The sequence below is a fragment of the Acinetobacter sp. DSM 11652 genome (genome assembly GCF_900109815.1).
Lineage (GTDB): Bacteria > Pseudomonadota > Gammaproteobacteria > Pseudomonadales > Moraxellaceae > Acinetobacter.
The window spans coordinates 134,081-146,967 of sequence record NZ_FOBK01000007.1 but is presented as its reverse complement, the minus strand read 5'-3'; the positions used below and the strand labels follow the sequence as shown (position 1 = coordinate 146,967).

Annotated in this window: 12 protein-coding genes; 6 read left to right on the top strand and 6 right to left on the bottom strand. The window is 37.1% G+C overall.

From position 1 onward, the window contains the following. Positions 1–87: 87 nt before the first annotated feature. The 3 genes from BMW42_RS08770 to BMW42_RS08760 form a co-directional block, all read right to left on the bottom strand. Complete coding sequence (locus BMW42_RS08770) at positions 88–570, bottom strand: FKBP-type peptidyl-prolyl cis-trans isomerase (RefSeq protein ID WP_092767151.1); 483 nt, start codon at positions 568–570, stop codon at positions 88–90. Between the two features lie 135 nt (positions 571–705). After that, positions 706–1,992, bottom strand: coding sequence for an NAD(P)/FAD-dependent oxidoreductase (locus tag BMW42_RS08765; protein ID WP_092767149.1), 1,287 nt, complete (start codon positions 1,990–1,992; stop codon positions 706–708). A gap of 124 nt (positions 1,993–2,116) precedes the next feature. Next, a complete protein-coding gene (locus tag BMW42_RS08760; protein WP_092767146.1) occupies positions 2,117–3,427 on the bottom strand; it encodes a D-alanyl-D-alanine carboxypeptidase family protein in 1,311 nt (436 codons plus the stop codon). Positions 3,428–3,606: 179 nt separating this feature from the next. On the opposite strand from BMW42_RS08760, the gene BMW42_RS08755 reads away from it, so the two are divergent. Next, positions 3,607–5,310: a M61 family metallopeptidase gene (locus BMW42_RS08755; protein WP_092767144.1), complete on the top strand. Its 1,704-nt coding sequence runs from the start codon at positions 3,607–3,609 to the stop codon at positions 5,308–5,310. Between the two features lie 51 nt (positions 5,311–5,361). On the opposite strand, the gene BMW42_RS08750 is transcribed toward BMW42_RS08755, so the two are convergent. The 3 genes from BMW42_RS08750 to BMW42_RS08740 all read right to left on the bottom strand — a co-directional run bounded on the left by BMW42_RS08750 (position 5,362) and on the right by BMW42_RS08740 (position 7,486). Next, positions 5,362–5,610 carry a hypothetical protein gene (locus tag BMW42_RS08750; protein WP_092767142.1) on the bottom strand — a complete coding sequence of 83 codons (249 nt, stop codon included), beginning with the start codon at positions 5,608–5,610 and terminating at the stop codon, positions 5,362–5,364. Between the two features lie 568 nt (positions 5,611–6,178). Beyond that, positions 6,179–6,574, bottom strand: a complete 396-nt coding sequence (uraH, locus tag BMW42_RS08745; RefSeq protein WP_092767140.1) for a hydroxyisourate hydrolase — start codon at positions 6,572–6,574, stop codon at positions 6,179–6,181. A 129-nt stretch (positions 6,575–6,703) separates the two neighbouring features. Then, the gene (locus BMW42_RS08740; RefSeq protein ID WP_035268720.1) at positions 6,704–7,486 is read right to left on the bottom strand and encodes an rRNA large subunit pseudouridine synthase E; all 783 of its coding nucleotides are present in this window, start codon (positions 7,484–7,486) and stop codon (positions 6,704–6,706) included. A 304-nt stretch (positions 7,487–7,790) separates the two neighbouring features. Between BMW42_RS08740 and BMW42_RS08735 the strand changes: the two genes are divergently transcribed. From BMW42_RS08735 to BMW42_RS08720, 5 genes are all read left to right on the top strand, one after another. Then, the gene (locus BMW42_RS08735) at positions 7,791–8,330 is read left to right on the top strand and encodes a M23 family metallopeptidase (protein ID WP_092767137.1); all 540 of its coding nucleotides are present in this window, start codon (positions 7,791–7,793) and stop codon (positions 8,328–8,330) included. Positions 8,331–8,568: 238 nt separating this feature from the next. Next, complete coding sequence (locus BMW42_RS08730) at positions 8,569–8,760, top strand: hypothetical protein (protein WP_092767135.1); 192 nt, start codon at positions 8,569–8,571, stop codon at positions 8,758–8,760. 104 nt (positions 8,761–8,864) lie between these two features. Beyond that, the gene (locus tag BMW42_RS14930; RefSeq protein WP_257219857.1) at positions 8,865–8,990 is read left to right on the top strand and encodes a hypothetical protein; all 126 of its coding nucleotides are present in this window, start codon (positions 8,865–8,867) and stop codon (positions 8,988–8,990) included. A 172-nt stretch (positions 8,991–9,162) separates the two neighbouring features. Beyond that, positions 9,163–9,990 carry a PhzF family phenazine biosynthesis protein gene (locus tag BMW42_RS08725; RefSeq protein ID WP_092767133.1) on the top strand — a complete coding sequence of 276 codons (828 nt, stop codon included), beginning with the start codon at positions 9,163–9,165 and terminating at the stop codon, positions 9,988–9,990. A gap of 73 nt (positions 9,991–10,063) precedes the next feature. Then, on the top strand, positions 10,064–12,853 hold the full coding sequence (locus tag BMW42_RS08720) for a M16 family metallopeptidase (protein WP_092767131.1): 2,790 nt from the start codon (positions 10,064–10,066) through the stop codon (positions 12,851–12,853). Positions 12,854–12,887: the final 34 nt, after the last annotated feature.

The following is a 12,887-nucleotide window of genomic DNA, read 5'->3' as shown; positions in this document are numbered from 1 at the left end:
TCATTTAAATCGTTAAGCATTGTAATTTTTTGCATAAAAAAAAGGCGAAGCAGAAGCTTCACCTTTTTGTCCTAAAATCCGTAGATCTTAGTGGTGGTGACCACCTACACCGTGAACGTGACCGTGATCTAACTCTTCTTGAGTTGCTTCACGGATTTCAACGATTTCAACATCAAATGTTAAGTCTTGACCAGCAAGCGGGAAGTTAGCATCAACGATTACGTTTTCGCCTTCAACAGCTTTAACAGTCACAATTTGAACGCCATCATCAGTTTGCGCTTGGAATTGCATGCCAGCTTCGATGTTGTCTACGCCTTGGAACATTTGTTTAGGTACTTCTTGAACTAAATCAGTGTTGTACTCACCATAAGCTTCAGCAGCAGGAATCGTTACTGTGAATTTGTCACCAGTCGTTTTACCTAACATTGCTTTTTCTAAGCCAGGGATAATGTTGCCAGCGCCTTGCAAATATGCAAGTGGTTCACCTTGAGATTGATCGAGAGTTTCACCCTCTGCATTAGTCAATTTATAGTTAAATAAAACCACAAGGTCATTTGCAATAACTGTCATGTTAATGATCCATTCAAATATTTTAAGGGTACATCATAAAGTGAAAACCAATTTTTGTAGACAATTTTCTAAAAAAAATGCAGTTTCGATAATTTATAACGCTTAAATATTACATTGGGGCGTCTTTTAGATTTTTCAATGCAATTTGATTTTAGGTGCTATTTTTCTGGTCACAAAATCTTTGGCTGTGAGTAACCCTGCCTGTGCATAACCATAAATCGTGGCTTGATGCAGTCGGTAAAGAGATACATACATCGACTTCGCCACAAATCCTTGAACATTGACCTGACCTAGTAATTCGCCGACTGCTTTATTCTCACTTAAAGACACAAGTGAACCTTTGTCAGAAAAATTGAACATCGGTTGTGATCTTCCTGAAATTCGCGCTTTCATTGCATCAACGAGGAAAGCAGCCTGTTGACTTGCAACTTGCGCACGCGGTCCTAAAGCTGTTTCACGGGCATCTAAAATACAGTATGCGCAATCACCGAAAGCAAAAACATTCGGATCTGCTTTTGTTTGGAGTGTTGCAAATACGTGTAAGCGACCCATACGATCTTTTTCGAAGCCTTCTAGGTTTTGAATCACTGCTGGAGTTTTAATGCCTGCAGCCCAAATTTTTAATTGTGCTGGAATTGAACTTCCATCATTAAAGTAAATTTGATCAGCATCCACTTTTTCGACACGCTTAGACGTTAAAATATCCACATTCATGCGCTTAAGCTGCTTAGTGCTGTGGTCTGACATTTTTTCAGAAAGAGCCGGTAAAATACGATCAGCGCCTTCGATTAACGAAATTTTGACGTTTTTAGGGTCAATTTTATTAAGACCGTATTTAAAGAAGTTTTGTTTGGCTTGAACTAATTCAGCTGCAAGCTCAACGCCAGTTGCACCTGCACCTATAATGCCAATATGCAGCTCACGATGGTCATTGTTATTTTGAGCTTCGATATAAAGATGAAGTAGATGCTGCTGGAACTGTTCGGCCTGTTTTGAATTATCTAAATAGTGACAATGTTCTTGCACACCTGAAGTATTAAAATCATTGGAAACCGAACCAACCGCTAGAATAAGAGTGTCATAACTTAGCGTTAAATGATCAGTCGATTGGTCATAGGTCGATGCAACAGGTTTGAGCAATTGAATGGTCTTGGCTTCACGATCTAATTTTTCGAATTTACCCAATACAAACTCATAATGATGCTTCGCAGCATGACCAAAATAGTTTGTTTCTTCATCACTAGGGCTTAACGTACCTGCTGCAATTTCATGTAAAAGTGGTTTCCAAATATGTGTAAGCTTTTGGTCAACTAATGTAATTTTTGCTTTTTTAGATTTGCCCAGCGTGTCACCCAGTTGTGTTGCTAGTTCTAAGCCACCAGCACCACCACCCACAATCACAATATGATGAAGATTCGACATTTAATATTCCTATTTTTATAGCGTCATAAATAAAAAAGAGATGGGGCTAATATGCCATCTCTTTTTTAAAAGAATTGTTCTTTTTGTATTACAAGTTACAGATTTACAATAAAAAAAACTGCAATCAGTTTAAAGGATAGATTTTTGCTTGATTTGCACTGCTAGATCCGAAACTAAATAATTGTTTAAACCAATTCAAAATACTTTCAAACCATGATGCTTCATCAATTTGAAGTTCATCCTCAATCAATACCGTTTGAATGAGTCGATTATTTTGATAGATATGAATACGTGCCAACTGCTGAATTTGCGCAATAGGTGCGGTTAATGATTGTGTTAGTAGCTCGACGTTCATATGCGTTTGAGTTTGCTGTAAAGGCTCAAGAGCTGAAGTGAATCCAAAAGCATCTGTTTGAATCAAACGATGAGTTTGATTGTCAAAATTACGCATATCAATCATTTGATTCGCGTTATACAAAGAGGTCGTCACGATACTTGGCTTTTTAGTTTCGACTCTGAACATTTTTAAGGTAGATGCGACTACAGGGAGTTCAGCAATTAGTTGCTTATTTTTAATTGCAATTTCATTGCGTGTATAAGCATAGGATAGGTTTAAAAGCTGATGTGCGATTTCAGCGCGTTTGAAGCCACTTTGAGCACCGAGTACCACAACAATAAGTCTTCTTTGATTGAGCTCAAATTGTTGAGTTGGTCGGTTGGCTGTAAGTGCAAGGTTATAGCCTGCAGCACGAGTAAACCCTGTTTTTAAACCATCAACAGTAGCATCTTGTTTTAGTAAGATATTCGTTGCACGGTGAAAATGCTGATTGTAAGTAAAACTTTGCTGTTTCGAGTAGTCAAGGTAATCGGGTGTTTCATTGGTGAGTGCTTGTGCGAGCACGGCTAAATCATGCGCTGTTGAATAGTGCATATCCATTGTAATGCCCGCAGGATTGGCAAAGTTTGTATCTTTCATGCCAAGTGCTTTGGCTTCTTGATTCATGCGTTGAACAAATGCAGGCACTGATCCTGAAATTCGTTCAGCCAATGTGACAGCAGCATCGTTGGCAGACATGATAATTAAGCCTGCTAAAAGCTGATCAATCGTAATTTGTTGAGTCGGCTTCAGATACATCTGAGACTCATCCCATTGAACTACATTGACGACTGGTGTGGCAGTAATAACTTCATTTTTGTTAATTTTACCTGCTTGAATGTCTTTCAGAACGATGTATGCCACCATCATTTTGGTTAACGAAGCTGGTGCACGTTGGACATGGCTATTGTGTTCAGTAATGACTTGACCTGATTGTGGATCTAAGACAGTCCATGCTTCAGCTTCTAAACTTTCTGGTGCAACTTCGAACAAGGAAGCATGCGTGATATTTACAATAAAAAAACTAAAAATTATGAGTAGAGCAGAGTAGAGTTTCAACGGGTTTACCTATATAAGCCAATCCAATGGCATAGATCATCAAGCACACCGCATGCTATGCCTTTTTTTTCTGAAACTCTAGTCAGATTTGTAGACAATTAATACGAATCGCGCAACTCCAAGTAAAAAAATGCTAATCTAAATACAAGTTGGTTCTATAGTTTCTCAATTAAGACATTATGTTGCATTATCAGATCGAATTTGACGACTTTCGTCAGCATCTCATTCACGTTACTGTTCGTTTCGTTGCTCAACCAACTCAAGTATTGAGCTTGCCAACTTGGATTCCAGGAAGTTATCTCATTCGAGAGTTTTCAAAACATATTGAGTCTGTTCGTGCCTATGATGAAGATGGTCGAATACTCAAGATTCGTAAAAATGAAAAAAATAAGTGGCAGTTATTTAATACTGATTTTGAGCTGATTACGGTTGAGTACGACGTCTATGCATACGACCTCTCAGTACGTGGTGCTTATGTTGATGAAACACGCTTATATGTGAATCCTGCTTGTGCATGTTTAGGTTTAGAAGGACAAGAAGATAAAGCGGTAGAAGTTGAGTTATTTTTGCCAGATGAATTGAAACATTTCCAACTCGCTACAGGATTGGCATCTAAAAGTTTAGTGCGTGGTCGCTATACCCTTAAGGCAAAAAACTACGCTGAATTGATTGATGCACCATTTGAGCTTGCAGATCAAACTCGTTTTGCTTTTGAAGCAAATGGTATTCCACATGAGTTTGTGGTTTCTGGCAAACATGCGATGAATGTCCAACGTATGAAACAAGACATTGAGAAAATCTGTGCGACAGAAATATCCATGTTTGGTTCAGCACCATTTGAAAACTACACTTTTATGACCATCGCGACGGGTAACAGTTATGGTGGTTTAGAGCACCCGAACTCAACCAGTTTGATTTCTCCACGTGATGATCTACCTAAGTCCAATGAGCCTGTTGAACCTTCCGCTGAATATCAGCGTTTCTTAGGTTTATGTAGCCATGAATATTTTCATTCATGGTTGGTGAAATATATTCGCCCTGAAAATTTTGTGAATTATGATTTAGACAAAGAAGGCTATACCTCTTTGTTATGGATTTTTGAAGGCTTTACGTCCTACTATGATGATTTAATTCTACTTCGTAGTGGTGTGATTTCTCAGGAATCTTACTTGAAGTTGTTAAAGGCGCAGATCGATCGTTATTTGCAAAATCCAGGTCGTTTTGTTCAAACTGTTGCAGAGTCAAGTTTTGATGCATGGGTCAAATTCTATCGTCAAGACGAAAACTCTAACAATGCTGGCACAAGTTACTATAACAAGGGTTGCTTAGTAGCGCTGTGTCTAGATTTAGGTTTACGTTTAAGAGGTTCAAGTCTTGATGCATTGATGCGTAAGCTGTATGAAAATGCGCAACAGGGTATACAGGTTCATGAACGTACCATCTATGAACTATGCCAAGAATTAACAGGTGATGATTGGTCTGAACAAATTAACCATTTGATTAATACCACGGATGAGTTACCGCTTGATCAGTTGTTCCCTGAATTTGGCTTAGACTATGTTTTAAAGCATGATAAATCTTTACCATTTGGTTTAAAACTTGTAGATAAACCTGAAGGTGTATTAATTCAGTCTGCTCGTCGTGATGGCGCTGGTGTTAAAGCTGGGCTTTCTGCTCATGATATTATCATCGCAGTTGATGGTTTAAAGGCGACCACTAAGCAACTCGATAAGTATGCAAAATTGGAAGGTACTTTTAATGTGCATGCTTTCCGTCGTGATGAATTAATGCAATTTGAAGTTCATGCAGGTGGTAGTGAACTCACTGAAGTAGATCTTAAGGTTTCCGATCAATCTAAAGTTGAGAAATGGCTTAAAGCTTAATTTGCTTAGATTAGAAAATTCATGAAAAACCCATGCTTAGCTATGGGTTTTTCATAACTCCAGTTCTCGTCTTAGATCTTCCAAACGCTTTTCAAATATTGTTTTGTCTTTTGAGTATTTTTCAAAAGCAATTTGAACTTTTTTTATAGATTCTTTTCTTCTGTTTATGTCGCTATCTGAGGCGTAATTTTGACCATAATTTACCTCACTCAAATGAGCTTCTGAAACAAGTCTATGAGCATAATCTATAGCAGTTTCAAAAGTTCTTAAAACTTCTTTAAAATTTTTATGCTTGTTCACATTTTTTTCTTGATTGAGCCACTGTTGAAGATTTATTAATTTGTCGTAGTAATACAGATTATTGAATTTATCTTCATAAATTTGCTCTTCTAAATTAAATGAGTTGTGTAATTCATAACCTTTAGCGCGGATGAGTGAGTTTTTTTAATTGGTATAAGATGGTGTGATATTGATTTGAAATAATCTTGAGTTCTTCAAACTTGGATAAAGTTTCAATTGCTCTATGGAATTTATAGGCATCTTTCCATGATTCTAGGGACTTCAGTACGAAATATAGGCTGATCCAAGCTGTGATTATCCCAAGAAATTCAGCTAAAGATAAGATTTCAAGACAAATATAGTTATCACAATAGTGAGATAACTTGTTTTCATTCAATGCATAAAAGAAGTAGTAAAGAATTGATAAAATAAAAGCAGCGTAATAGCCTTTAGGAAAGCTTTTTTTATGTTCATAAGAAATCCTTATTCTTTTGAATAGGATAATTAAACTTTTAAAATTAATAAAGAAATAAAAAAGCTCACATAATGTGAGCTAAATTTGTGTCATAAATGATCAACAAAAAAAACATTAGTTCCCTCGATAGGTTGAATAACCATATGAACTTAATAACAACGGAATATGGTAATGATCTAAACTACCATCAATCAAAAAAACCACTGGCACTTCTGGAAAAAAAGTACGCTTGTTGTTTGCTTTAAACCAGTCGCCAGTTTTAAAAGTTACTCTGTAAACACCTTTTTGAAGATCAGTTTCGGCTGGATATAGAGCCTTGATACGACCATTTTCATCCGTTTTAGCTTCGTTGAGCTTTACCCATTTTTCACCCTGCTGCGCTTCAAGTGTAACTGCAATATTAGAAGACGGAAAACCAGTTTCTTGATTAAGCACATGAACACTTAAAGGATTTGCCAAAGTGAATGTTGAAAATGCAAAACCTGAAAGAGCAAGCGTAAATTTTTTCATAAGTATCAACTACACAATAAGCAAATAATCGAAAAAGTGTACTTAAAATGAGAGATTATTTAAGTTAATTTATGTATAAAAAAAGGATGCAATCGCATCCTTTTTACTTTTTTATACAATAGCTTGAGCTTAGCGTGCGCGTCCACGTGGAGCTTTTGTATTTGGGCGAGTAGTACCATTGGTCTTACGACGTGGTTTCTCATGTTCTTCCATTTGCCAAATACGTTTAGTACCCGATTTTTTCTTAGTACCATCTTTATTGACTTTCTTATTAATCGGCTTGCCACCTGTACCGCCCGGTTTCTTCACATAAGAGCGTGAGCGGTATGGCTCTTCTGCAGGAACATTTTGAAAGTCAGGATAAAGTAATGGTTCAATTTCTCTAGTTTCGCCAGATTCAAGACCCATCTGTACTAAGTCTATTGATCCAATTTTAGTGCGAATAAGACGTAAAGTTGGGAAACCTACTGCTGCAGTCATACGTCGAACTTGGCGGTTACGACCTTCGCAAATCGAAATTTCAACCCAAGAAGTAGGTACAGAAGCACGGAAACGAACAGGAGGATCACGATCCCACAACCACTCTGGCTGTTCAACTTTTACAGCTTTTGCGGGTAGAGTCATACCGTCTTTAAGCTCTACACCTTTACGAAGCTGTTCTAAAGCTTCTTCAGTCACATCACCATCAACTTGAACCAAATAAGTTTTAAATTTCTTATTGGCAGGGTTGGTAATGTACTGATTTAAACCACCATGGTCGGTTAAAAACACTAGACCTTCAGAGTCCATGTCTAGACGTCCAGCAAGACGTAAAGTCGGATCGTCAACGAAATCAGACATTGTCATATGCGCTTCGTCTTTACGAAACTGGGAGAGAACGCCATAAGGTTTATTGAGAATGACGATTTTCATATAAAAACTTCAATAATGTGCAAATAGTGAAAGGTCTGACTTATCAAGAATTTATGAACATCCTGAATTGATCTGAGGATTCGATCAATGAAGTCAAACAAAATAAATAGGGGAATTGGTGACTATTATGCGTGATTCAAAAAAGAAAGTATCGTATTGATCAAAAAAAATATGTAATTCTGACGATTTAATCAGTATAAGCAGGCTTTTATTGGTTTCTGACAGGTGCTTTTAATTTAATCAATACAATGCAAACGTCGATCAGACGCTAAAATTTAACTCAATTTAAGATGTTGGGTTGTATATGAAAAAAAGGATTATTGGATTACTCATTGCAATCAGTTGGATGCTTACTGCTTGTCAGCCCCCAACTTCAGGCGAAACAGCAGGAATACAATATCCATATTTGTACTGGAAACTTCAACAGCAAGCGTTGACAGAGCCGTTGGCGATACCCGTTGAAGGAGTCAAAGTAACTCAAATAGCAGATACTTGGGGGGCGGCACGTTCAAATGGTCGTACACATCAAGGAATTGATATTTTTGCCAAACGAGGTACGCCTGTATTGAGTGCAACACAAGGTATTGTAAGTCGTATCGGCACAAATAGTTTGGGAGGTAAAGTCGTCTGGGTGGTAGGACCTCAGTTAAGTCGCCATTACTATGCACATTTAGATGAATATGCAGCACACATCCAAGAAGGTGACTGGGTTGAAGTCGGTGAAGTATTAGGATATGTGGGAAATACTGGCAATGCGATCAATACACCTCCACATTTACATTATGGGATTTATTTAACGAGTGGTGCTACAAATCCATATCCATATTTAAAACTAAAGGAATAAGTCTCGTTAATACAAGTAAACAAATGAGAGAGCCTTGTAAGCCTCGTAACATGTATCAATTTTAATCCTCTGAAATTTATATAGCTTACAGAATGAAAGTTACGATGCAGTATTTTGATACAGCTCTATGCTCGCAGTTTCATGCAAAAGGGTTATGGTTATTTGTACTGGTCTAATTCATTCAAGTGAAAAAGAATTCAAGATCAGTATCAAAATCTGATAATCATGGAGATATGAAATGAGTAATCAATACAATCAAGATCAAAATGACCAACAGCAACAAAATCACCAACAACGTCAACAAGGTCAACAGCCACATCAACAACAACCGAATCAGCAGCAACAGCAACAAGATCAACAGCAGCAGAATCAGCAACAGTCCCGTCAACAATCACAACAGCAATCTGATTTAGATCAACAAAATCGTTAATCCATTAATCATAAATTGAATGGGAATTTAGGGATGAATGCCCATTCTTGTCAGTAAACCCAATTATTAACGATTTCAAGTGAATGACATGAGGAAGATAAGATATGGCGAATAAGTCCAAGTTAAAAATTAAAGATTTAAAAGATCAAATTAAATCGAGACTTAAGAAAATTTCTAAGCATGAATCTAAGTTAAAAGATTTAAAGAAAGCGCTCAAAAAGCGTAAATAGCAAAAGACCCTCATGTGAGGGTTTTTTTATGGAAGATCATTAGAAATATACAGTTTATGAACGAATCTTTGTGAAGCAATAATTTATAGTCAAGAGTGAAATTAATCTATGATTTGAAATGATAAAAGATTATTATTCTCAATTAGAAGTTTGGAAATATTAGGGTGTATTTATGAAAATGTATCAAGTTGATGCCTTTACTACAGCGTTGTTTAAGGGGAATCCTGCAGCTGTAGTGGTCAGTGAAGAATGGCTTGATACATCACTCATGCAAAATATTGCATTTGAAAATAATTTGGCTGAAACGGCTTTTGTTAAAATTATTGATGATGAAAATTATGAAATCCGTTGGTTTACACCTAAAGTTGAAGTCGATTTTTGTGGTCATGCCACTTTAGCGAGCAGTTATGTACTTTTTAATGAGTATACTCAAGCGAAAAAAATTAAATTTCATGTCAAAGATTTAGGAATTTTTACCATCACTCGACAAGATGATGGAAAAATTACAATGAATTTCCCTGTTCGAATCCCTCATTTAACTGAAGAGTTTCCTGAGTTATTAAAAGAAGTGGTTGATCGTCCAATCAAGGAAATTTATCTAAATCAACAAGCTTATATTTTAGTCTTGGAAAGTGAACAAGATGTGCTTGATGCCAAACCTAATTTTGCCAATATTAATGCAATTGCTGAAGCATATGAGGTTAGTACTTGTATTACAGCATCCGATCATCCTGATATTGCTATAACTGCAGCATCAGAACAATATGATTATGTGGCACGTTATTTTGCACCACATAAAGGCATCAATGAAGATCCTGTAACAGGTTCTATGCATACAGGATTAGCACCCTTGTGGGCTGAGAAATTGAATAAAACAGAACTTATTGCTTTTCAAAGCTCAGAACGAGGTGGCGTGTTGTATTGCCAACTTAAAGAGAATCAAAGAATTGAAATTTCTGGCTATGCCAAACTTTATATGAAAGCTGAAATTTACCTTTAAAGCATAAACCCTATTGATCATACCCTTGTCAGGCGTGTGATCAATTTTTTTTATATCAATAATTGGAAGAACAATGCTAACTCGTTTTAAAAAACTTTCACTTACTTTAATGATCGTTGCGGTCAGTTCTAGCGGTTTAGCACAACCTGTTTTGGTCAAGACTGAACAAAATATTGAAGAATACAAACTAGAAAATGGTTTACGGGTGATTTTGGCACCGATACCTAAAGAAAATAAAATTTTTATGAATATGGTGTATTTAACGGGAGCTTTGAATGACCCACAAGGTAAAGGTGGTTTAGCACATTTACTTGAGCATCTCGCGTTTAAAGGCACAGAAAATGTAAAAGGAGATGAGTTTCAACGTCGTCTAGATCAGCATACGCTCATGAGTAATGCGATGACTGACTACTATTCTACCCAGTATATGAGTGTCATCCGTCCAGAACAAAAAGCCATTGATGAAATGTTGTATCTGGAGGCAGAGCGAATGGATAAGCTCGTACTTCAGGAAAAATTTGTTCCGTCAGAAATCGCAATCGTAAAACGAGAGCGTGAGGTTCGAATGGATCAACCTTTTTCAGTATTGATGGATCAAATTTGGAAATCTGCTTACGGAAATCAGTATCTAGGTCGTCTACCGATTGGTGATTTAACTGAGCTTCAGTCAATCAACATGAAGGAACTGAATCAATTTTACCGACAATGGTATGCACCGAATAATGCAGTTCTAGTGATTGCAGGTAAATTTAATAAAGCGGATATCCTGAAAGCAGTGGATAAAAATTTTAATCAAATTCCTGCGCGTCAAATTCCTGAGTCAACCCAAGTTCCAATGCTTGATTCGACCAAGATCAAAGATCGTCAATTTATCGTGCAAAAGGGAAGTGATTTAGGCAAATACAATATTTATCTCAATGGCACCCAGCAAAAAACACAGACTGCACTCGCTTTAGCACCTTATTTATTTACAATGCAACCTAGTGGTCATTTGTACAAAGATATTGTAGAAACAGGTACGGCTACACAGGTTCAATCGACGACATGGTTAACACCAGATTTTAATCTTGTTTTTATGGGGGCAGTGTATGCTCCTAATCACGACGAGAAAAAAGTTGCCCTTTCTCTAGAGAAAGGAATTGAGAAAAAGCATCAATTTAATGAAACAGAATTAAATCGTGTCAAAAACATGATTAAAAATGGTCAAGAGAGCATGATGACCAATGCTTCTTCTGTGGGCGGTTTCATTAGTGATTATGTGGTTTCATCCAATGGGGATTGGGCAAAATATTTTAAAGATCAAGCAGAGATACAAAGTTTAAATGTCGATCAAGTTAATCAAGCAATAAATCAATTCTTGGTTGCTGAGCATCGCATTTCGGGAGACATACAACCTACGCCTGAGGATCAAAAAAAGGCACTCGAGCTAGACGCTAATGAGCAAGATTCAAAAACTTTAGATCAAGTGACAACTCAAGAAGAGCCTTTAAAAGACCCAACTGTGTATAAGGCTGAAGTGGCTGAGCACTTAAAAAATTCCAAACAGTATGTTGAAAAGTTAGAAAAAAAAATCAAGCGTGGTATTTTGAAAAATGGGATGCATTATGCACTATTCCCAACGTCAACACGCGATGACAAAACTTACGCATCGATATCTTTAAATTTCGGGACAGCACAATCACTCAAGCATCAAGGTGAAGCACTAGGCTTTATGTCTTATTTGCTATTGAGAGCATCTGAGCAGTATAGCCTGCAAGATATTGCAGACAAATCAATCGAGGCGGGTGGTCGAGCATCTGCTTCAGCTGTTGATAATGGTATTGTGATTAACGTATCTGCGAAGAAAGAAAAATTTCCAGAATTCTTCAAGTTTATTGTCGACGTTATGAATAATCCGAAATTTGAGCAAAGTCAGTTTGACCTCATCAAATCGCAAACATTATCGTCATTAAATCGACCATATACAGAGCCTGAAACTGTTGCAGGACTGACTATCGCTAGAATCGTAGAGCGATATGAACCAGGTGATTTGCGATATCATTTTGAACCTGAGCTAGCAAAGCAGCAAATTGAAACCATCACCAATGATCAAATTAAAGCTTTGTACCAAAAGTATTTTACAACTCAAAATGGTCAAATATCGGTGACTGGTGATTTTGATGACAAAGCCCTTCTGAAATATTTGAATTCATCTTTAGGCCAGTCTAAGACAAAAGAACCATACCACCGTTTGCAGGGCAGTCATATAGATTATCCTGCTCAAAAAGTTCATGCGCTGGCTGAACAGCGTCAATTTGGTAATTATCAAGCGGTTATTGCCATTCCAGTGGGTAATAATCATCCTGATGCAGAAGCATTATATGTGTTGAGCCATATTCTAGGCGAGTCACAATTATCATCACGCCTTGCCATGGAGTTACGTGAAAAAAATGCGTTGGTTTACAGCTTTGGAAGTAGTTTGAGTTTGGATAATTTTATCAATGCTGGTGCTATAGGTGTAAATGCTAATTATGCAGCTGGAAAATCAGCTCAAGTTTCTCAAGGTGTGCATAAAGTATTCACTGACTTATTAAAGAATGGTGTGACGGAGCAAGAGCTTGAAGCGGCTAAAGCCAATATTATGAAACAGCGTGTCACGAATTTAGAGGATGAGCGCCGTATTCATCGTGGATTGAACAGCCAGCTTGAACAAAATAAAACACAGCTTTCAAGACTAGAGCGAGATCAGGCATTTGCAAAACTGACGAAGAAAGATATAGATGCAGTGATCAAAAAATATATTAAGCCTGAGTTTTTGGTTGAAGTTATGGCAGATCAGTACGGTAAACCACAACCTGAAATGATTTCTAAGCCTAAAACTTAGAACCACAATGTACGATTCAAAAAGGCTCATTCGA

What these genes read in the sequence shown, in the direction of transcription:
- BMW42_RS08770 (WP_092767151.1), bottom strand. Translation starts at nt 570, where the DNA reads ATGACAGTTATTGCAAATGACCTTGTGGTTTTATTTAACTATAAATTG.
- BMW42_RS08765 (WP_092767149.1), bottom strand. Translation starts at nt 1,992, where the DNA reads ATGTCGAATCTTCATCATATTGTGATTGTGGGTGGTGGTGCTGGTGGC.
- BMW42_RS08755 (WP_092767144.1), top strand. Translation starts at nt 3,607, where the DNA reads ATGTTGCATTATCAGATCGAATTTGACGACTTTCGTCAGCATCTCATT.
- uraH (WP_092767140.1), bottom strand. Translation starts at nt 6,574, where the DNA reads ATGAAAAAATTTACGCTTGCTCTTTCAGGTTTTGCATTTTCAACATTC.
- BMW42_RS08740 (WP_035268720.1), bottom strand. Translation starts at nt 7,486, where the DNA reads ATGAAAATCGTCATTCTCAATAAACCTTATGGCGTTCTCTCCCAGTTT.
- BMW42_RS08735 (WP_092767137.1), top strand. Translation starts at nt 7,791, where the DNA reads ATGAAAAAAAGGATTATTGGATTACTCATTGCAATCAGTTGGATGCTT.
- BMW42_RS08730 (WP_092767135.1), top strand. Translation starts at nt 8,569, where the DNA reads ATGAGTAATCAATACAATCAAGATCAAAATGACCAACAGCAACAAAAT.
- BMW42_RS14930 (WP_257219857.1), top strand. Translation starts at nt 8,865, where the DNA reads ATGGCGAATAAGTCCAAGTTAAAAATTAAAGATTTAAAAGATCAAATT.
- BMW42_RS08725 (WP_092767133.1), top strand. Translation starts at nt 9,163, where the DNA reads ATGAAAATGTATCAAGTTGATGCCTTTACTACAGCGTTGTTTAAGGGG.
- BMW42_RS08720 (WP_092767131.1), top strand. Translation starts at nt 10,064, where the DNA reads ATGCTAACTCGTTTTAAAAAACTTTCACTTACTTTAATGATCGTTGCG.